We start from the raw sequence: 19,363 nt of genomic DNA, 5'->3' as shown, positions 1-19,363 counted from the left end.
TGATCTTATTCTTCGTGCTGAAAGATTAGAATGCGGTGTTCATGACACGCTTACGGTGATTTCGGTCTGTTCACCATCAATTTCAGCGATTCGATGCTCTAGTACTTTTATTTTTTGAGTGAAGCATTCAGCTTGTCGGCTTCGTCGGTCTTACGTTCGAAGTTACCTTTCTGGTCCACCAATTGATACACACCTTTACGCTGTTGATAGCGGCTTTCGCCTTCTTTGATTCCTAGTAACTTGAAACTAAGTTGCTTCACACAACGAATAAAGGACTTATCCGGTTGACCGAACATAAATCTGAGTTCAAACGATATTGCCGGCAGCTCTAAGCGGCAAGATACTTTTCATTGCTCTTAGCAACTCTATTTGCACAACAATCGTAGCTTTTTGTCCCCGAACCAAAAAGAGCCGCTAAAAAGCGGCCCTTGATTTTCAAACTATTCGAATAAGTTCAGATTACTCTTTACCGAATACGTTGTTCTCTTGCTCTTGTACACGGATGAAAGTTGTACGCTTAGTTAGCTCTTTTAGCTTTGCTGCGCCTACGTATGTACAAGTTGAACGTACACCACCAAGGATGTCAGAAATCGTGTAATGAACTGAACCACGGTATGGAAGTAAAACAGTTTTACCTTCTGCAGCACGGTACTTAGCAACACCACCTGAGTGCTTGTCCATCGCCGACTGAGAAGACATTCCATAGAACTTCATGTATTGCTTACCGTCTTGCTCTACAACTTCGCCGCCTGACTCAGAGTGACCAACTAGCATGCCGCCTAGCATTACGAAGTCAGCACCGCCGCCGAACGCTTTAGATACGTCACCCGCACATGAACAGCCACCGTCACCGATGATCATGCCGCCAAGGCCGTGTGCTGCGTCGCCACACTCGATGATTGCAGAAAGTTGAGGGTAACCTACGCCTGTTTTAACACGTGTAGTACAAACAGAACCAGGGCCGATACCAACCTTAACGATGTCTGCGCCAGCTAGGATTAGCTCTTCAACCATGTCACCCGTTACAACGTTACCAGCAGAGATAACTTTAGTCGGGAATTCAGCACGTACTTTTTGTACATACTCAACTAGGTGCTCTGAGTAGCCGTTAGCGATATCAATACAGATAAATACGAATTCGTCGCTAAGCGCCATGATTTGCTTAGTTTTCTCAAACTCAGCTTCAGAAGTACCTGTTGAAACAAATACGTTGTTCAGCGTTTTCTTGTCTGCTGTTTTTGCGAACTCAGCCCACTGATCTACTGTGTAGTGCTTGTGTACTGCAGTCATAACACCGTGCTCTGCTAGAGCAGCTGCCATTTCAAAGCTTGCTACCGAATCCATGTTCGCTGCAATTACTGGAGTACCAGACCATTGACGACCGCTATGCTTGAATGTAAAATCGCGGGTTAATTCAACTTGAGAACGGCTTTTAAGGGTAGAACGCTTCGGACGGAAGAGTACATCTTTGAAACCTAACTTAAGTTCTTGTTCGATACGCATGATAATTTGTCCTGTAATCATATTACGTGTCGTGCGTTTTCGGTAAGCGTTGGCAGACGCTTTACTGAGTTTCGGACACAAAAAAACCGGAGCGTTGGCAGACGCTCCGGTTTTCAGCATTATAGGCTGTGATTTACTAACAGCAAGTCTGATATTTCATTTTTTTTTGTGCTATCCTCTCAAAGATTCCATATCCGCTAAAACTCCCCTAGCTACACTTTTCCACTAAATCCTTACTAATTAATAACTTAGCTAACCAATCACGCAAACGCTGTCGGTTTATTGCGCAATCGTTTTCCTCCCCTTTTCACACAATATCGCCTTCAATAAGCAAATATGTGAAGAAAGTGCCTTGAATTCAAATAAAACTCACACTTTTCTCCAACAAAAAAATGCCTTTTTTCTTAAATAAATTCGATTTTTTTCCAAATTTTTTCTTTTTTCGACCAAATTCGACAAACTCATGGTGCTGTTGGTTAGCATCAACTAAGAAAAGTAGAGTGATAAAGGCTCAATCTAGAGACCAATATTCACTTGGGTTTGATAATTAGACCTTCACACTCCATTAAATGCCCCTTTCCAGTCTGTACTTTATAAATCCAATCTCTTTTAACCCGTAGCATTACGGCTCCAAAAGCACGTTTCGTTACCGCCCTTTCGTTCATTTAACCTAGAAGACTCTGCAAATCGCTCAGTAAAAGAGGATTGGTTGACGTGAAAAACTGGGGGAAAAGATAAGATTTTAAGAATAGAAAGCAAAAAAATGGCTAAGGTGGTTAACCTTAGCCATTTTTATTCGCGTATTAGACTGATGCTAATACGTGTATAGGAAGCGTTGTTTGGCGAATAGAGCGATCTAGTTCTTTTGAGAGACTAACGCTTCTGCAGTTGCATCTTGAATAGACAAGAACAATGAGGTCACTTGTCCTGTTGGCGAGCGCATCGGGTTTAGCGTCACGTTCTGATACATGAAATCAGCTTGTTGGGTCACTGGCCTAACGTTACGACACTTAAACAGATAAGGCCTTTGTTGCCATGTAATGAAGCTACGGCAGCCTAGATCGTAGACTGGCTTGGTTTTCAGCCTAAACCACTCTTCAGGGATCTCAGGGAACAGTTCAAAGATCGACTTACCGATCGCATCATGTGATTGCTTACCACTATGGTGAGTCATGAAACCATTCCAGACTTGTACCTGAAAATCACGGTTAATGACCACCAGCCCCATATCGACGTTTTGAACCATATCCACCATCCAGTGAAACTGTTCAAATTCAGCAGGAAGATTCAGCATATTAAAACTCCTCCATTAGGTAGGCCAATTTGTTGTCTAGAAGTGGCAAAGACTCATCAACAAACATAAATAGAAGGTCACAACGGATGGACGTGCCGTCGATGTTGTAGCTGACTTCGAATGTCATGGTCTTTTTAAATGAGCCGCTGGTATTTTCGATGACCGAGTCGATCGAGATATGTTGCCCTAGTAGAACAGGCGAACTCTGAAAGAAACGAACTTCTGATTGCTCCCCTAACCCATTCAAGAAAGAGCCGACTAAGATGTTCGATACATCCATCAACAACTCTAATTCTTCCTTCTAGCTGCTCGCTTTCTGTTGGCACCTTCATGAGCTTCTTAAGATCGCTCACACTGGAATCACTCAACAAAACTAGCGCTTCACCTGCAATGCCTTCTCCACTAAAGCCTTGGCAAACACCCGACACTTGGTCGTTATCCGCTAGGTCACGAAGTGCCATGTGCAATTCACTCACTTCGAAGATGTTAACGTTCGGCAGCGGTAGGTGAACAAACACATTAAAGTGACGAGCCAGTGCATCAGCGGCACGGCCTATCGCTACGTTCGCGACTTCCATATAGATATCGCGTCTGCGAAGTATTGGCAGTTCTAAAGCGGTTGGGGTAATGATTTGAGGTTGTTTTGGCGGCTCGACATGCTCACGTAAAATGGCTTTTAGCGCTTCTTTATCGATCGGCTTTTGCAAAAATGCTTTGGCGCCAAGATCCAGCACCTTCTGTTGTGCTTTTGGTTGTATGTCACCAGAAACAACGACAACTGGCGTGGTATCGCCTAAACGTTGCATCTCTTCCAATGTGCCATAGCCGTCTAATTCCGGCATGGTTAGGTCGAGGAACATCAATTTGAATTGGTTTTTAGCGAGCTCTTCAAGTACATTAAGCCCATGAACAGCAAAAGTTATATCTGCATTTAGAGAACTAGGCAGTGACCGAGCCATCTGCTTCCTTGCTAACGCAGAATCATCACATATAAGAACTGGGAACGACATAAATGCACCACTGACAAATTAAAGCTAATTCGACCGAGTGTAACAGAACATTATGGTATCAGGTACGGGGTGAATGGATTTATGTGCAGATTATTAGTAAGAATGATGAAACAGGTGGGTAAGCTATTATTTCGCATTATTCTTCATGAAAAACAATATGCTATAAAGGTAATAGCCAATCCTTGCTGTTGAGTAATAGCACTATTATATTTAACAGCAGCCTTAACAAGCGGGTTTATTAAGGCTCGACTGACTCATTCATTGAACGGCTTTATGTAGCCATGATAGAGAGCTATCCAACAAAGCTAATGCAAGAGAACTAGAACTGATATGAAGGCCATAAAATCAGTAATGCGAAACGTATGATCACAGCAAATACCAACAACGCGATCCCCAGGCGATACCATTTGTATTCGGCGATGTTCATTGGGATACGCTTGTAGAACATCGTAATCACGCCTTTCCAATCGCTACTGCGTCTTCCGTACTGCATCATGCTCGTCAAAACAAACAGTGCGCCAAGCACTAACATTCCTTTTTCAGCCCAGAACAATCCAACTTCCATTTGTGTATTCCTTGATAAAACGGTGAGCAACTCAAATCATTCTAGTCACCTTTTAGCTCGGTTTCTGTAAGACCAAGGTCTAAATTACGAAGTACGCAATTCAGGGCTTATAGGTCATTGTTGGTAATTGATAGTTCTCGGTCAGCAATACAACGTTTATCGTTCAAGGTTCCATGGTAAAGGCGAGCATCACAAGCAAATCACGTATAAGCATGATTCGACAAATCTGGAGATTGGTTGTTCTTTTGAATGAAACGCATCAATTGGATAAGCAGCAGAATACCTGTCACGCCTAAGCCAACACCGATTCCGCCCCAAATCCCTGCCAATTCGAACTTAGGCATCAAATACCAAGCCGCAGGCAAGCCAAATACCCAGTAACCGATGGCAGTCATCACGGTTGGCATAGAGACAATCTTCATGCCTCTTAGCAGGTTAATCGCCAGTAGCTGCCAAGCATCAACAATAAAGCACAAAGCAACGACCCAAATCACAGAAGCCAGTAGTGAAGTCATAGCACCCGTGCCATCGTCTAACTTGAAGATAGAAGCGATCATCTCAGGCCATATAATGAACACGGCCGACAACGCCACACTCAACACCGACACCAATATGAAGCTTTGAATCGAGGTTCTTTTTATTCCTTCGTAGTTACCCGCGCCAAAATCACGACCAACCAAAATCGCCGCAGCTTGTGAGAAGCCGAAATTGAAGTTCCAAGTAAAGCTTAAGCATTGCAGCAAGATTTGGTGCAGCGCTAGAGAAGCAATACTGATCGTCCCTGCCATCAAAGTGCCGCCGTAAATAAGGCCATGCTCAAGTAATGCTGCCAAGCCGATAGGTAAACCCATCATTAAAAGCGGGCTCATCAACTTGATTGAATACTCTTCTGTGTTTAACCAAGGGGCGAACTGCTTGAATTCGTCACGTTTGAATACCCAAACCGTGTATCCAACCATCACGATAAATGCCGCGATAGCCGTACCTAGCCCTAAACCTGTTAAACCCATGTCTAATTGGAAGGTTAAGAAGTAGCTGACTGGCACATTCAGAATTACGGTGATAATAGACATCACCAGAATAGAACGCACATTGCCAAACGCGCTAGTTAAGCCGCGAAGCACCAATAAGATAAGCGAAGGCAACATCACCCACTTCAAAGCATGGACATATTCCATAGCTAAAGTGATCACTTCTGGCGGCTGTTTGGCTGCTTCTAATACCAACGGAGCAAACCAGAAGCTGGCCATTAAGGTCACACTGAGCACGAATGCCAACATGGTTGCGCCTTTCACAGCTAATCTGATTTGAGTATTACCAAACTCAGGGCGAGCTACGCGCTGACCATAAGCAATCGCAATCAAGTTCGCGACACAACCCACGGTGCTGCTCGCAATAATGAAGATGAAAAAGTAGATTGAGGCACCTAAGCCACCAGCCGCAAGGGCTGACACACTGATACGCGACATCATCCAAACATCAGTAAGGACTAAAGCCATAGAGATCAGCTGTGAAATGATCAAAGGGAATGCAAGAGTGAGTATTTTTTTCATGAGCGCCTCAGTTAATTTCGCCCAAAATACGATCGATGAGGCTGGCGTTCAATTGATAAATTTGCGACTCTAACATTCCATAAACTCATGCGAACGAATTATGACCCCATATCCTAGCTTGCCATCATCACATAATGGCTTAAAAGCCTTTGAAGCTGCCGCAAGGCTGATGAGCTTTACTCTGGCTGCCGAAGAGCTGCATGTGACACAAAGTGCGATCAGCCGACAGATCAAACAGCTTGAAGATGAGTTAAACGCATCACTGGTTATTCGTAAGCATCGAGCCATAGAATTAACGGTACAAGGTCATGATTTGTATGTCGCTTTGCGAGAAAGCTACGGTAATATCGAAGCTGTTATCGCCTCTTGGAGTGAGCCCAAGCAGAAGCGTATCGTGATCAAAGCGACTCTGAGTTTCGCGACGCGAGTATTGATCTCCAAAGTTCGGGAATTAAACGAGCGTTATCAAGATCATGAGATAGTCATTGTTCCTGTGATTGAGGAAGACGAATCGATTAATAGTAGTGAGTATGATCTACTGATCTTCCACACGCGTTTCAAAAAACGCTATGACAAGGCACCTGACATTACCTTCTTGCGTGAAGAGTTCATGGCGCCGGTTTGCTCTACTAGTTTAACCACCAAAGACACCGACCTTGATTCAATCTTAACCTTGCCAAGGCTGCATCCAACCTTAGATCATCACGACTGGAAAGTGTGGCTGGCCGATGTTGAATTCCCACCAAAGAAACCTGTCAGAAATACCAGCTTCTTGTCTTTAGATATGGCGCTCAGTGCCTGTCTATCCGGTGAAGGGGTTACGGTCACGGATCTGTTGTTAGTTCAACAAGATCTCCAACGAGGCTTCTTGTACTGCCCTAGAAATGCAAAAATCCAACACAGTGCTTGGACTTACTTCATGCACCAGCGTAGTCACACGCCTATCATCAACGACCTTATTGAATGGCTTAGAGAAGAGACAACAAAAGAGATCGAGTTGCTGAAAGTACTCGCACAGCAATATCAATGGTTTGGTGTAATAGAACAGGACAAAGACTTTGGTCGGCTCTTCTAAACTAAGTTATGATTCCTGTTCCCTCAACCGATTGATATTTTTATGTCTTCTTTCTCTTTTTCACAAATCCCTGTTGGGGTTCGATTCATGATCCTCTCCGCTTTTGGATTCGCACTGATGTCAGCTTGTGTGAAATACATCAGCAATTATGGCATTCCTGTATTCGAAATCGTTGCAGCAAGAGCGTTGGTGTCTTTGATCATCAGCTACATCGACGTAAAACGAAAAGGCATTTCGATCTGGGGAAATAACAAACCTTTGTTGTTTGTTCGAGGCGCAGTTGGTACAGCAGCCTTGATGTGTGTTTACTACGCTGTGACCACTTTGCCATTAGCCGAAGCGACCATTCTACAATACGTTCATCCTGTATTTACCGCCCTACTTGGCGTGTTATTTCTGAAAGAACGCGTCCAAAAATCGACCATGATCTGCATTGCGTTCTGCCTAGCTGGGCTATTAGTGATGGTACAACCAAGTATGAACAGTGGCGCGAGCAGCGAGTTACCGCTATTTAGCATTATGGTGGCGTTATGTGGCGCATTTGGTAGCTCAATTGCTTATGTGATTGTGAGAAAACTTAGCCAAACGGAAGATAGCTCAGTCATCATCTTCTACTTCCCATTGGTTGCGCTACCAATCTCAACAGCTCTTATCTGGAACGACTTTGTATGGCCTAGCCTATTCCTAACCATGATGCTTGTGCTCGTCGGGATTTTCACACAAATAGGACAATACGGTTTAACCAAAGCAATGCAAACCCAGGCAGCAGGTAAAGCTTCAGCTTACTCATACGTGCAGATCGTCTTCTCAGCGCTATTAGGTGTGTGGATCTTCAATGAGATTCCATCGGTTTGGACTTATCTAGGTGGTGGCCTGATTGTCACTGGTGCACTCATTAACGTGTTTGGTAAACAGCTATTGGTGCCGTTCAAGGCTAAATAAGTAACCCACTCAATATCAGCTGATAAATAGAATCTAAAAAGGGCATTGCGGATTATTCCACGATGCCCTTTTCTATAAATGCTCTCTAGCGCGCTTTCATTCAGCTAACCAACTTTAATAAAGCGGCGTATTACGTAACTAACTCGTGGCATTTCGTAACTTAGGATCATCACTCAAATACTCAACAAACTCGATCTCAAAGCCTGCAGGATCCACAAAGTAGACATTTTTTCGATAAGGTTCTTCGGCACCGGGTTTGGCAATTGGAAAGCCCGCATCAACAAGGCGTTGAGTGACACTTTCGATATTATTGGTCACATAAGCGAAGTGTGCGAGACCAACAGAATGCCCAGCCAAATCTCTATTTTCACCTTCACCGTGATCACTTATTGCTATGTATTGGTACTCGTCGCCAAAATGCAGCCAGTTACGTGGCTTACCTGACCACTCCCCTTTTCCCTCATCACGGACATACCAATGAGGGAACGCCGCTTTATAGAAAGCCAGCATTTCTGGGATATCTTTTACCACTAAATTCACATGTTCAAGTTGGATCATTCTTCTCTCCTTAAAGTATTCTCGTAAGCAACGTTGCATATCCTAATACCTCAAGTTAAGTTGAGGTAAAGCACTAATTTGCATTTATTTCGAGAACGTCTTTAGAGCCCAAATTGTCGTATTTTATGCGATATAAGCTTTAAGTTTAGACGACCTAATCCAATGTGACTCAACTCAACCACAAGAGTTAGCAAACCCATGGTGTATCACTGAGATAAGACGACCCAACAACTGCTTCTTGCTCAATATATACACACATTAATATCCCCTTACTGACTGATACATCAAGTTACAATTCGATTTCATATTAGCCAACAACACTGATCTGGGTTAATAAACTAGTTTCACAATAACCTTATTTTTATTGGGGTCAGATAATTAGTAAAAAGGAAGTTAAAGTGAAAAAATTATTAGCACTTGGTATCGCAGCGGTAATCTCGGCTCCAGCAGTAGCCGACCACAACACAATCAATGGTATGGATTTTGGTCCACTCGCAAAGTTAGTCGGCACATGGAAATCAGTCGAAACTGGCGGCGTTGATATTTCTCCAGGCCAAGAAGGCACAGAAGTGGGTGCAGGTGGTCCCGCGGTTACACCATTCTATGAAGTAATGACGTTTGAGGTTGCGGCAGATGCAACCAATGCCAGCGATCAATATCTGGTTGCTCTGTACTACAAACAAGAAGTATTCAGAAAGGCCGACGACTCTAAGTTCCACGATCAACGTGGCTACTTCATCTACGACCAAAAAAATCAGGTCGTCTACAACTCTTACTGCGTACCACGCACCACATGTGTCACCGCAGAAGGCCCTGCTGGCGATACAATGACGTTAGTTGCGTCTAAGCGTGGCATCGCTGAGTCCGAATACATGACGGACAACGCAACCACCACGGGCTTCACGATGAACATTAGCATTTCAGACGATACGCTGACGTACTCTCAAACAACAGGCTTAGAGATCTACGACAACGCATTTGCTCATACAGATTCAAGCACTCTAATTAAAGTGAAGTAGATTCAAATACAAACGCCTTTCACAGCGAAGTGAAAGGCGTTTTTCTGTTGTACTTGTAACAACAAACAAGTTTAACTAGATTGTGTATCAACCTTGGCGTAACGGTTGGCTAGCACTGCACAGTAAAAGATCTGAATCGGGTGATAAAGCATGATTGGTAGTAATATCATCCCTAGATTAGGGTTGTGAGCAAAGATCACCTTAGCCATAGGAATACCTGCCGCTAAGGTCTTCTTAGTACCACAGAATACTGCCGCGACTTCATCTTGATGATTGAATCCAACCTTTCGGGCACTCCATTGAATGCCGTGTACCATCACCATCAATACCACTAAACAAATCACCGCTGACAGCAACAACAGCATTGGTGAAAAGTCGCTCCAAATACCGTGTTCAATAGAGTCACAGAAAGCACTGTAGACGATCAGAAGTATCACGTATTTATCTAACTTATTGACCACTGACTTGTGTTTCTGAGTCCATTCAAAAAGTAACGGGCGCATCAACTGGCCGACAATCATTGGCAATAGCAGCATTTTAGATATAGAGATCACCGATTCCATCAGGTTTAGCTCTGCACCTTCCAACCCCATAAAGAGCTGGATCAGTAGAGGCGTAATGAACACGCCTAAAATACTAGAAAGTGATGCATTGAATATCGCACCCAGTAGGTTTCCTTTTCCAATCACCGTCATCGCGACCGAAGACGAAATCGTACTCGGTAATACGAAGAGGTAACAGAAACCAAAGGCCAGAGCTGCTGGCATATAAGCGACAAAGCCTTGCCCGAATATCACCCAAAGCAGTGGGTAAACTAAGAATGTCGCGCTTTGTACAAAAACATGCAGCTTCCAATTCGAAAGCCCCTCAAGAATGGCTTTGGGAGACAAACCCAAACCGTGTAAGAAAAACACCAAAGCGATGCCGAGAACAGTCACCGTATCGAGATGAAGTACCCCACCCGATTTGCCCCAATCCGGCGTAAAAACAGCAACGACCATAGCCACCACCATCCCTACAAGAAACCATTCCTTTTTCAGTTTTTCTATCATGTTGACACGCACTTTCTATAGATTCTATTTCAGCCAATAACCCGGCTCCGACGCTATTTATCCTATCGACTCTAATTTTAATTAACCACCATAAACGTAAATTAAGCTTGTCTTTATCTTGAGGGTTAACATCGTTATTAAGTTTGTTACACCCGTTTTGCTCAGGATTAATCGGATGTATGGAATGACGATGAAAATATTAGAAAACAGAGGTTTATCGAGAAGATAAGATCACTTTCAGTGATCGGAACACAAAGGCAAGCCGTAGGGACAGCAATCAAACAGTAACAAATTTAGATACCAATATTCAGCCTATTACCAATAACTACTCAGCGGGAGCAAAACATGGACAACAGAATCACCATTATTGAATTTCTCAGAGTATTTGAGTTTATTCGCTCTTCCGGTGAGCAACGGGACAACAAATATCTAGTTGGCGAAATGACGGCTTGGCATGATTACGACGGTTACACCTGTTGGCTAAGCTATAAAGACGTCACGGTGACGCTGATGTTTCACGGTTCGCTAAAAATTGAGTACGACAACGCTTCAAATTACTCTGAATTTATTGAGCATTGTATGGGTATGCTTGCCACTGAACCTTCTCCATAAAACGCGAACAGACTAACGGCTAACGGCTAACGGAGACAATCATGAACGAAACGGCTTCATTGCTTAAGCGAAGACACCCTTTTTGGCTAGTACTCAGCCTCTCCTTTTTATGGTCTCAAGTATCTGTAGCAGGCATAGGTATGATTGATTTTATACAACCGAACGAACACAAGAATTGGACAGCGACCAACGACGATGTAATGGGTGGCATCTCAACGGGCGGGCTCATTTATCTTGATGATATGAGTCGATTTAGGGGCGAGCTATCGTTAGAAAACAATGGTGGTTTCAGTTCTGTAAAGCGCTCCATTGAATCACCAGCCCATGAAATAGATAGCGCAGAGCTAGTTTTCGTTGGTGATGGTCGCACCTACCAACTGAGGCTCACAACATCGAAAGATGGTAATCGAGTTCAATACAAACACGATTTCGTTACGATAAAGGGAGTGCGGCTTAACAAGGTGTTCCACTTCAATGATTTTCAAGCTGTGTTCAGAGGTCGGCTACTGAGCGATGCGCCGGAACTTAAGGCACGAGACATCAAACAAATCGGTTTTTTGATTGCGGACAAAGAGCCCTCGCCTTTTGAGCTAGACCTAATACAGCTTCACTTCAGAACATCGAAACCTATCACATCACCAGAAGCTGACTAAACTGACTAAACTGAAAACAAACAAAAGCCCCTGAAACCTTTTGACTAGCAATCAGATATCAGGGGCTTCTTCTATTTAAACCGTCAACAATTCAAAACAACGGCGGATTAAAACATCAGCAATTAGTATTTGATAGCTGTTTTACCAATCGAGGCACTGCTTTCAATACGTTGGTGTGCATCTTTAAGTGTTTCCACACTAAAGCCATTTAGGGTCGAGGTTAGCGTCGATTTAATACGGCCCGCATCAATCAGATTCGCGGCTTGGAATAGGATGTCTTGCTGCTTCTGGATATCTTCGGTGTTAAACAGTGAACGTGTAAACATCAGCTCCCAAACAAAGCCTGCTGATTTGCCTTGCAGCGCTGACAAGTCAATGCCACCATCAAATTCAACAATCGAACTGATCATGCCTTGCGGTGCGATCAATTCAACCATCGCATCCCAGTGCCCTTTTGTGTCTGCAACATTGAAAATGTAGTCGACATGTTGAATGCCTTGCTCTCGCACAGACTCGACAAGGTTACGGTGGTTCACCACATAATCCGCCCCCATATCCCTTACCCACTGTTCAGTTTCGGGTCTTGAAGCTGTTGCGATAACATTTAGGTTGGTCAGTTGCTTAGCCAGTTGAATCGTAATTGAACCAACACCGCCTGCTCCACCAATGATCAGGATAGACTTTTTCTCTTCAGGACGAACACGCAAGCGGTCAAACAATGCTTCCCAAGCCGTAAGCGTTGCTAGTGGCATAACGGCTGCAGCTTCATCAGAAAGGCTCTTCGGCGCTTTAGCGGTAATACGGTAGTCCACAGCTTGGTATTCGGCATTAGCGCCCATACGAGTTACGTCACCTGCATAGTACACACGGTCACCGACTTCGAAGCCTTCAACGTCAGCACCTTTGCCAACAACTTCACCGACTGCGTCATAGCCCAACACTTTTGGTTGTTCGAGTGTTTTGTCTTTGGCACTACGAATACGAATTTTTGCGTCAGCAGGGTTAATAGAAGTCGCGCTCACTTTTACCAGCAAGTCATTATTTTTTAGTTCGGGAAGACTCGTTTCAAACTCAAATAAACTGTCTTGTTCTGTAATCGCAAGTGATTGAGTAAATCCGATTGCTTTCATTGTTAATGGTAATGACATGATACTTCTCCTTAAATTCGATAATTGAATCTTAGAGAATTCTCGCTTTAGATAAACAGCCTAATATTTGAATTATTATCAAATGATTTTTGATAATAAGATGTATATGCGCAGGAAAAATACTAAGATTAGCAATTTGAAAATGCCTAATTTATGGGTAACCGAACAACCGATTCAAGGTTCAGAACAGGGAAACGAAATGCTTCTTGAAGACTTACAGGTCATTTTGAAAGTGGCGGAGTTTCGCAGTATCACTGCTGCAGCCACCAACCTTGATATGCGCACTGCCACAGCAAGTGCAGCGGTAAAACGTGTTGAAGCGGCACTAGGTGCGGAGTTATTTGTAAGAACCACGCGCCACCTAAGGCTCTCTTCAGCTGGCGAGCGTTATTTACCGGAATGCGAACAAGCCTTAAAGATGTTGGAGCAAGCGAAGCTCAACATGCGCGAAGAGCTTGGTATTCTTGACGGTGAAATTCGCATAGCGCTTTCATCAGATCTAGGACGCAACCTAATCACACCTTGGTTAGATGAGTTCTTGCTTGAATACCCAAAGGCGACGCTTCGCACTAGCATCAGCGATAGCAATATCGACTTCTACCGAGATTCCGTCGATATGGCGCTGCGTTACGGCTCTCCGACCGATGCGAACATGTATGGTTTCAAGATATGCGATGTGCCGAGGATATTGTGTGCGGCTCCTGAATACTTGGCTGAAATGGGCACACCAAAACACCCGAGTGACTTAGCTCAGCACAATGGTTTGCTTTACCAACTCCATGACATGTTGCAAGACGAGTGGGTGTTTAACGATGGTACTCAAGATCATAAAGTGAAACTAAAAGGAAATCGCGCTTCGAACGACGCAGACCTTGTAAGACGTTGGTGTATCGCAGGTAAAGGGGTGGCAATAAAATCTTGTCTAGACATGTCTCCTCACCTGCTTTCAGGCGAAGTGCTTAAAGTTATGCCTGAATTTAAGCCGACACCTACCGAGCTGTGGTTAGTGTGTCCAAGTCGTCAATCCATCACCCCTACTGTGCGTCTACTGAGAGATTTATTCAGAGAGAAAACCGCTGAGATCCTTTCGCAACTGAGCAAACAAGGCATTACAGAAGGCATTACAGAAGGCATTACAGAAGGCATTACAGAAGGCACAACATCTTAAGGTTTAATGTCGCTTATATAAGAAGCAGAGAGACAAAAAAGGCGTTAGCGAACTTCAATTCGCTAACGCCTTTCATCATTAGAACATCATAGCTGCATGATGAACCTTAATAAGAGTACTTAGTTTAATACTCTTAATACAAAAGCTTAGTTTGACTCGTCTTCAACATCGCAGTCTGCGCAGCACTGAAGAGCAATCTCATGTTCGAAGGTGATGGTGTCTTTACCTTCTTCAAGTAGCTCTGCGATTTCGTCTGCCACTTCTTTTTCATCATCCGCTTCGATTCCGCTTTCTAATTCTTCTTCTGAATAACCAAAGAAGTTAAGCAGTAAATACTCACGCGCTTCATCTTTAGTACAAACCACGTCTGCTGAAAGATCAGGAGTAACCTCGCCTTGTGCAAGTGTCGCTGTCACTTGTGCGATAGCATCGTCTTTCATCGCAGGCGTTAACCAACCAAGATCAGTACTTACTGTCGTTTTTTTACAGTCGAAGCAAGGCAGTTGGTGAAAGTAGTATTGAAAGGTAGTCATAGGTAAATTCTTCTTTAAATGTTGTATAGCGAGATTATGCGCGTTTTGTAGCAAAATACTATCTCAATCACAACCTGAAACCGCTTCATGCTGAGTATTTTTACCAGCGCCGCGCAAGCTGATGTGATCATTCGATAAAAGCGCTGTTTTACCTATGCTTACTCAGATTTACGCTTGTTTACATTTGTACGGGTAATATATGCCTCATCAAATAATAAGCGTGGTACCTCACAATTGCTTTGGCTCTTGCTTAGTTTCGTCGTTCCAGCTATCAGCTATGAGTTCACGGCTTACTTAACTACTTAGCTACTTAGCTACTTAGCTACTTAGCTCGGATTTGTTTGAAATAGCTTTGTTTTCAATTAACTTACTTGCACTTGGCTTATTTTGAACCACGCTTATTTAAATCACCCATTTAGGATACCCAATCAATGATCATCAAAAAATATCAAGCCCTTGCCCTTTCATCGGTTGCTTTGCTCGCTACAGGCTGCTCACCATCATCAGATACGCCTTCGGTCAGCAACGTCAGTGATTACCAAGGCTCAGCGAGTATTACTCAAGGTGTGGCGACCACTGTTGAATCGAATCTCTTTGAGTGTGCAAACGGACGTAGCCGAGTGGCGGGCGTCGGGGAAATTACGGACTCCGAAGGAAAGGTTTGGACGGTTCCAGCCAAGAACAACTTTGCGACAGGGCCAAAAGCCTTTGATCTTTATGAAGAGTGCTCAAACACCACACCAAGCAGCCTAGCCGAAGTCGATCAAAGCTCTGTACCTGTAGCGATAGTGGATCAAGACGGTGAAGAAATAACAGGTTATATTTTTGCCGATAACTATTTCGAACTTTATATCAACGGCCAGTTAATCGCGGTAGACACCGTTCCTTTCACACCGTTTAACTCAAACATCGTCAAATTTAAGGTGAAGAAGCCTTACACGATTGCGGTGAAAGTGATTGATTGGGAAGAAAACCTAGGTCTTGGCAGCGAAGATAACCGCGGAAAGGCATACCACGCTGGCGATGGTGGCTTTATCGCGAGCTTTAGTGACGGAACCGTGACAGGACCAGAATGGCAAGCACAAACCTTTTATACCTCACCGATTTATGACCTGACTTGTTTGAGTGAAGTGGATGCGAAGCGTCTTTCTGAAAGCTGCACCACGGAAGGAACTGACCACGGTCAAGATGCCTACGCCGCTCATTGGGAAACACCAACCAACTGGATGAACCAAGAGTTCGATTCAACATCTTGGCCTCAAGCATCAGTATATTCAGAAGACGATATTGGCGTGAACAATAAAAAAGCGTACATGAACTTTATCGAAAAATTCAGTGGTGCTGGCGCAAGCTTTATCTGGTCGACAAATGTCGTTCTCGATAATGAAGTGCTACTGAGATACGAAGTTAAGTAGCTTTATTCCTTTGTAAGCAAGCCCAGTCACAAGTATGACTGGGCTTACTACTCAAACAACTTGCTGGTGTTTCTAATTCACAGCGAACCTGATCATAATCTTAGGGCGTTTGATTACGACGAAGTTTGCGAAGCCTTGCTTGCTCCACGTGACTTAGCTTTGTAATTGTGTAACCAGCAACAAAACAACCCGATGCACAAACCCCAAAATGCACTGCCGATCCCCAGTAAATTGGTGCCAGAAGCAGTGAATAATAAAGTAAGCAGTGCAGGCTCTCGATAGTGGGTGTCTGCCATCGAAACAGCTAAACAATTCATCAAGGTCGGCATCACCGCTAAGCCAGCAACCGCAATGACAATCTCGGAGGGCACAGCGCTAAACAGCGACACAAATGACATCCCCATCACGCCAGCTAACAAGTAAAACCCGCCCATACAGATCCCCGCCATGTAACGTGTCTTGGGATTACTATCCGCATTCGGGCCCATGCAAATAGCGCCCGTAATCGCAGCAAGGTTATACGCAAAGCCACCAAACGGCGCGAAAATCAAACCCGTCACCCCAGTGGTGGTAATGATCTTCGATGAATCGATTTGGTATCCGTTCGCTTTTAGAACCGCAAATCCCGGTAAGTTCTGTGAAGCCATCGTCACTATAAACAGTGGGATACCGACACTGAACAACGAAAAGAACTCAAAATCGGGCGTGATGAACACTGGGGTCGTTAATCCCATAGTCACCTGACTGACATCGAGTTTGCCAAAACCCACACACATGACCAGTGCGATAATAAAAATGCTTGGGATCAGTAAATTTCCTAACCGCGCTTTCGCCAGAATAAATACAGCGAGCATGACCGTTACGACTTGTGCCTGTTCCATTAACGACGTGAACAAACCCAAACCGAATTGCAATAGAATCCCCGCGAGCATCGCAGAGGCAATCGATGTTGGGATCTGTTTTAGGACTTTCTCAAATATCCCCGCCAATCCAACTAACGTGATCAACATCGAACTGAACAAAAACACGGCCACAGCCTGATTCATTGTCAACCCTTCAAGAGATGTGATTAACAACGCCGCTCCAGGCGTCGACCACGCTGTAACCACAGGCTTCTTGTAATGAAACGAAAGCAGTATTGTGGTTACGCCCATGCCAATTCCCAACGCCCAAAACCATGACGCCACTTGCTCTTCAGTTGCTCCAGCACTCATTGCCGCTTGGAAAATAATCGCCGCGGCGCTCGCATAACCAATGAAAACAGCGATAAAGCCGGTACTGACGTGAGAAAATTTTAGCTTAGTCATGTTAATCTCTTCCTGCGTGCGTTATAACGTCCATAGACCAAACCTAGCACCGTGCGCTATAACGCACAACTTATTTGTAAAAACTTGTAGAGAAAATATGCAAACAGAAATTAAAGTTGGCGTTAACTTGAAACGCCTTCGCCAAGAAAAAGGCTGGAGCTTAGACAAAACAGCGAAAGAAACTGGCGTGAGCAAAGCAATGCTAGGACAAATTGAACGTGGAGAATCCAGCCCGACAGTCGCTAAGCTTTGGCAGATAGCTTCTGGGTTCGAGGTGTCACTTTCGAATTTTATCGCGGCTAGCCCAAACAGTGAACTGACGAGTTTATTCAGAGATGCAAACGAACTAAGACATGAGGAATACAACATTGGCTTTTTCGTCAGTTTGTTGTTTCCTTTTGAGGAAGCACTAGGATTTGAAATATTCGAACTCACCCTAGCACCCGATTACCAGCATGAATCCGCCCCACATAACGCAGGCGTCACTGAGCACATCTTATGCATTTCAGGAGAGATGGCCGTGATGTTTGATGATGAGTGGCATACGTTACGCGCAGGACAAGCCGTTCGCTTCAATGCCAACCAGACCCATGCCTACAAAAATATCGGTGAAGGAAACGCCGTATTTCATAATGTGATTCACTACCCTAATAACAAGCAATAGTGCCGGATTTGGTGCTAACGGATGTTTAGCTCTAACCGGATGTTCAGCGCTAACGAAAGAGCTGGCAGACCACTGGCTGTTACTAACTTAAAGCGACTATACGTTGACGACCATACTGCCATCTTCGGCTTGATAACGAGCCCATAGTTGAGAGAGGTTTTCTTTATTAAGCTGTATCTCTTTTTCTTTCAGAAACGTTTCGTTGTGCAGCTTCGAATACGAGCGCTCAGCAAGGTCACAGCTAAATGTAACGATGGTTTTCCCTTTCCCCATTCTAGCCGCAGCGTATAGCGCACCTGCTACGTTCAACGACGAACTGCTTCCTAGAAGAATACCGTCATGTTCCGCAACAAGGCGGGATATCGTCACCAAATCCTGATCGGGAAGCGTGATGGCACGATTGATTTTTGCCTGCCTGAAATTTTCAACCGTTCGCATGATCCCTATGCCTTCCGTGAACGAACTTCCCGTTGATTGATAGTGTCCATTACGTAGAAACGAATAAATGCCGGACCCATTTGGGTCAACTAACCAAGTTTCGAGATTGGGTTGCTGCTCAGATAGATAGTGTGAGTTTCCGGCAATGGTTCCACCCGTCCCCACCACTGAAACTAGAGCATCAATATTCCCCTGTGTTTGCTGCCAGATCTCAGGTCCAGTATTTAAATAGTGCGCTCGATAATTACTGAGATTTTCAAACTGATCTGCCCACCAATAACTCTCATTTTCGACACCAATCCGCTTAGCCGTGTGGTAAAATGTTTCTAAAAGAGAAAAAACCGGTGACCTCGTTGATGTAACTGAAATGACCAAATTAACCAACTTATTTCAAGACAGTATCGAAGGTCGGTTTCAAGCAGGCGAAGAACAGCAAGACCCTGAGATGTTTAAAAAGTCCGAACTAATGTTTATGTCAGGGGAAGAGTTACCTCGATGCTGGACAGATCCAAACTACCGCTCAGGGACTAAATAACCTTAGCGCTTCCAGAGCACCCGATGATTCGCAATTTAAGCTCTGTTCTAAAACTGTTTCACGATCGCCTTGTAGGCTATCCCCCTGTTAAAACATTCAGACGCATCTTTACTAGACACAAAAAGCGAGCCACTTGGGCTCGCTTTTGATTGTCTTTTTCTTGCTTAGACTTCAGTTCAGATTACAGAAGTTCTACCGACTGTTGAGCAATCACGAATTCTTCGTTGGTTGGCAAGCTATTATAATCGCACCTATTAACACGGGTTTGTCGAGTAGACGACACTTGTTACCAAGTGCCGCCCCTCTAAGAACCGTACGT

18 protein-coding genes and 3 pseudogenes are annotated in these 19,363 nt (G+C 44.2%); 9 read left to right on the top strand and 12 right to left on the bottom strand.

What is annotated here, in order from left to right; genetic code table 11:
• Window positions 1-60: 60 nt before the first annotated feature.
• From ACED46_RS19075 to ACED46_RS19050, 6 genes and pseudogenes are all read right to left on the bottom strand, one after another.
• Window positions 61-335: pseudogene (locus ACED46_RS19075) on the bottom strand (hypothetical protein); the annotation flags it as partial.
• Window positions 336-459: 124 nt separating this feature from the next.
• Window positions 460-1,503, bottom strand: a complete 1,044-nt coding sequence (locus ACED46_RS19070; RefSeq protein ID WP_371722176.1) for a GMP reductase — start codon at window positions 1,501-1,503, stop codon at window positions 460-462.
• An 856-nt stretch (window positions 1,504-2,359) separates the two neighbouring features.
• On the bottom strand, window positions 2,360-2,797 hold the full coding sequence (locus tag ACED46_RS19065; RefSeq protein WP_048606084.1) for a PAS domain-containing protein: 438 nt from the start codon (window positions 2,795-2,797) through the stop codon (window positions 2,360-2,362).
• Between the two features lies 1 nt (window position 2,798).
• Window positions 2,799-3,807: pseudogene (locus ACED46_RS19060) on the bottom strand (response regulator).
• 319 nt (window positions 3,808-4,126) lie between these two features.
• A complete protein-coding gene (locus ACED46_RS19055) occupies window positions 4,127-4,372 on the bottom strand; it encodes a hypothetical protein (protein ID WP_010430578.1) in 246 nt (81 codons plus the stop codon).
• Between the two features lie 200 nt (window positions 4,373-4,572).
• Window positions 4,573-5,925, bottom strand: a complete 1,353-nt coding sequence (locus tag ACED46_RS19050) for an MATE family efflux transporter (RefSeq protein WP_371722175.1) — start codon at window positions 5,923-5,925, stop codon at window positions 4,573-4,575.
• A gap of 100 nt (window positions 5,926-6,025) precedes the next feature.
• Between ACED46_RS19050 and ACED46_RS19045 the strand changes: the two genes are divergently transcribed.
• Both ACED46_RS19045 and ACED46_RS19040 read left to right on the top strand, forming a co-directional pair.
• Window positions 6,026-7,000 carry a LysR family transcriptional regulator gene (locus ACED46_RS19045; RefSeq protein WP_017068435.1) on the top strand — a complete coding sequence of 325 codons (975 nt, stop codon included), beginning with the start codon at window positions 6,026-6,028 and terminating at the stop codon, window positions 6,998-7,000.
• A gap of 42 nt (window positions 7,001-7,042) precedes the next feature.
• Entirely contained in the window at window positions 7,043-7,942 is a 900-nt protein-coding gene (locus tag ACED46_RS19040) for a DMT family transporter (RefSeq protein WP_102333930.1), read from the top strand.
• A gap of 138 nt (window positions 7,943-8,080) precedes the next feature.
• On the opposite strand, the gene ACED46_RS19035 is transcribed toward ACED46_RS19040, so the two are convergent.
• Window positions 8,081-8,500, bottom strand: coding sequence for a VOC family protein (locus ACED46_RS19035; protein WP_017072063.1), 420 nt, complete (start codon window positions 8,498-8,500; stop codon window positions 8,081-8,083).
• Window positions 8,501-8,898: 398 nt separating this feature from the next.
• Between ACED46_RS19035 and ACED46_RS19030 the strand changes: the two genes are divergently transcribed.
• On the top strand, window positions 8,899-9,519 hold the full coding sequence (locus ACED46_RS19030) for a heme-binding beta-barrel domain-containing protein (protein WP_017062436.1): 621 nt from the start codon (window positions 8,899-8,901) through the stop codon (window positions 9,517-9,519).
• 71 nt (window positions 9,520-9,590) lie between these two features.
• On the opposite strand, the gene ACED46_RS19025 is transcribed toward ACED46_RS19030, so the two are convergent.
• Window positions 9,591-10,571 carry a bile acid:sodium symporter family protein gene (locus ACED46_RS19025; protein WP_371722174.1) on the bottom strand — a complete coding sequence of 327 codons (981 nt, stop codon included), beginning with the start codon at window positions 10,569-10,571 and terminating at the stop codon, window positions 9,591-9,593.
• Window positions 10,572-10,916: 345 nt separating this feature from the next.
• Between ACED46_RS19025 and ACED46_RS19020 the strand changes: the two genes are divergently transcribed.
• Both ACED46_RS19020 and ACED46_RS19015 read left to right on the top strand, forming a co-directional pair.
• Window positions 10,917-11,183 (top strand): DUF3081 domain-containing protein, encoded by a 267-nt coding sequence (locus tag ACED46_RS19020; RefSeq protein WP_017068432.1) that lies wholly within the window; start codon window positions 10,917-10,919, stop codon window positions 11,181-11,183.
• A gap of 41 nt (window positions 11,184-11,224) precedes the next feature.
• A complete protein-coding gene (locus ACED46_RS19015) occupies window positions 11,225-11,836 on the top strand; it encodes a CIA30 family protein (protein WP_065584785.1) in 612 nt (203 codons plus the stop codon).
• Window positions 11,837-11,958: 122 nt separating this feature from the next.
• On the opposite strand, the gene ACED46_RS19010 is transcribed toward ACED46_RS19015, so the two are convergent.
• A complete protein-coding gene (locus tag ACED46_RS19010) occupies window positions 11,959-12,984 on the bottom strand; it encodes a zinc-binding alcohol dehydrogenase family protein (RefSeq protein WP_371722172.1) in 1,026 nt (341 codons plus the stop codon).
• Window positions 12,985-13,183: 199 nt separating this feature from the next.
• Between ACED46_RS19010 and ACED46_RS19005 the strand changes: the two genes are divergently transcribed.
• A complete protein-coding gene (locus ACED46_RS19005) occupies window positions 13,184-14,152 on the top strand; it encodes a LysR family transcriptional regulator (protein WP_371722177.1) in 969 nt (322 codons plus the stop codon).
• 146 nt (window positions 14,153-14,298) lie between these two features.
• Here ACED46_RS19005 and ACED46_RS19000 read toward each other — a convergent pair whose 3' ends face one another.
• Window positions 14,299-14,685, bottom strand: a complete 387-nt coding sequence (locus ACED46_RS19000) for a hypothetical protein (protein ID WP_017064374.1) — start codon at window positions 14,683-14,685, stop codon at window positions 14,299-14,301.
• Between the two features lie 431 nt (window positions 14,686-15,116).
• Between ACED46_RS19000 and ACED46_RS18995 the strand changes: the two genes are divergently transcribed.
• Complete coding sequence (locus ACED46_RS18995) at window positions 15,117-16,100, top strand: hypothetical protein (RefSeq protein ID WP_371722171.1); 984 nt, start codon at window positions 15,117-15,119, stop codon at window positions 16,098-16,100.
• Between the two features lie 113 nt (window positions 16,101-16,213).
• On the opposite strand, the gene ACED46_RS18990 is transcribed toward ACED46_RS18995, so the two are convergent.
• Window positions 16,214-17,407 carry a benzoate/H(+) symporter BenE family transporter gene (locus ACED46_RS18990; RefSeq protein WP_371722170.1) on the bottom strand — a complete coding sequence of 398 codons (1,194 nt, stop codon included), beginning with the start codon at window positions 17,405-17,407 and terminating at the stop codon, window positions 16,214-16,216.
• A 97-nt stretch (window positions 17,408-17,504) separates the two neighbouring features.
• On the opposite strand from ACED46_RS18990, the gene ACED46_RS18985 reads away from it, so the two are divergent.
• Window positions 17,505-18,071: a helix-turn-helix domain-containing protein gene (locus tag ACED46_RS18985; protein WP_017064371.1), complete on the top strand. Its 567-nt coding sequence runs from the start codon at window positions 17,505-17,507 to the stop codon at window positions 18,069-18,071.
• A gap of 96 nt (window positions 18,072-18,167) precedes the next feature.
• Here ACED46_RS18985 and ACED46_RS18980 read toward each other — a convergent pair.
• Window positions 18,168-18,848, bottom strand: a pseudogene (locus ACED46_RS18980) (pyridoxal-phosphate dependent enzyme); the annotation flags it as partial.
• Window positions 18,849-18,876: 28 nt separating this feature from the next.
• Here ACED46_RS18980 and ACED46_RS18975 point away from each other — a divergent pair.
• Window positions 18,877-19,044, top strand: a complete 168-nt coding sequence (locus ACED46_RS18975; RefSeq protein ID WP_017062447.1) for a hypothetical protein — start codon at window positions 18,877-18,879, stop codon at window positions 19,042-19,044.
• The last annotated feature ends 319 nt before the right edge of the window (window positions 19,045-19,363 follow it).

The organism is Vibrio sp. 1S139, from assembly GCF_041439475.1.
Taxonomy (GTDB): Bacteria; Pseudomonadota; Gammaproteobacteria; order Enterobacterales; family Vibrionaceae; genus Vibrio; species Vibrio crassostreae_C.
Note: the sequence above shows the minus strand (reverse complement) of the source record. Positions and strands in the feature narration are given on the sequence as shown.

Bases quoted from the DNA above. Each gene is read 5' to 3' on its own strand.
- ACED46_RS19015 (WP_065584785.1), top strand. From the start codon at position 11,225: ATGAACGAAACGGCTTCATTGCTTAAGCGAAGACACCCTTTTTGGCTA.
- ACED46_RS19025 (WP_371722174.1), bottom strand. From the start codon at position 10,571: ATGATAGAAAAACTGAAAAAGGAATGGTTTCTTGTAGGGATGGTGGTG.
- ACED46_RS18975 (WP_017062447.1), top strand. From the start codon at position 18,877: ATGACCAAATTAACCAACTTATTTCAAGACAGTATCGAAGGTCGGTTT.
- ACED46_RS19070 (WP_371722176.1), bottom strand. From the start codon at position 1,503: ATGCGTATCGAACAAGAACTTAAGTTAGGTTTCAAAGATGTACTCTTC.
- ACED46_RS19050 (WP_371722175.1), bottom strand. From the start codon at position 5,925: ATGAAAAAAATACTCACTCTTGCATTCCCTTTGATCATTTCACAGCTG.
- ACED46_RS19035 (WP_017072063.1), bottom strand. From the start codon at position 8,500: ATGATCCAACTTGAACATGTGAATTTAGTGGTAAAAGATATCCCAGAA.
- ACED46_RS19055 (WP_010430578.1), bottom strand. From the start codon at position 4,372: ATGGAAGTTGGATTGTTCTGGGCTGAAAAAGGAATGTTAGTGCTTGGC.
- ACED46_RS18985 (WP_017064371.1), top strand. From the start codon at position 17,505: ATGCAAACAGAAATTAAAGTTGGCGTTAACTTGAAACGCCTTCGCCAA.
- ACED46_RS19000 (WP_017064374.1), bottom strand. From the start codon at position 14,685: ATGACTACCTTTCAATACTACTTTCACCAACTGCCTTGCTTCGACTGT.
- ACED46_RS19065 (WP_048606084.1), bottom strand. From the start codon at position 2,797: ATGCTGAATCTTCCTGCTGAATTTGAACAGTTTCACTGGATGGTGGAT.
- ACED46_RS19020 (WP_017068432.1), top strand. From the start codon at position 10,917: ATGGACAACAGAATCACCATTATTGAATTTCTCAGAGTATTTGAGTTT.
- ACED46_RS18990 (WP_371722170.1), bottom strand. From the start codon at position 17,407: ATGACTAAGCTAAAATTTTCTCACGTCAGTACCGGCTTTATCGCTGTT.
- ACED46_RS19005 (WP_371722177.1), top strand. From the start codon at position 13,184: ATGCTTCTTGAAGACTTACAGGTCATTTTGAAAGTGGCGGAGTTTCGC.
- ACED46_RS19010 (WP_371722172.1), bottom strand. From the start codon at position 12,984: ATGTCATTACCATTAACAATGAAAGCAATCGGATTTACTCAATCACTT.
- ACED46_RS19040 (WP_102333930.1), top strand. From the start codon at position 7,043: ATGTCTTCTTTCTCTTTTTCACAAATCCCTGTTGGGGTTCGATTCATG.
- ACED46_RS19045 (WP_017068435.1), top strand. From the start codon at position 6,026: ATGACCCCATATCCTAGCTTGCCATCATCACATAATGGCTTAAAAGCC.
- ACED46_RS18995 (WP_371722171.1), top strand. From the start codon at position 15,117: ATGATCATCAAAAAATATCAAGCCCTTGCCCTTTCATCGGTTGCTTTG.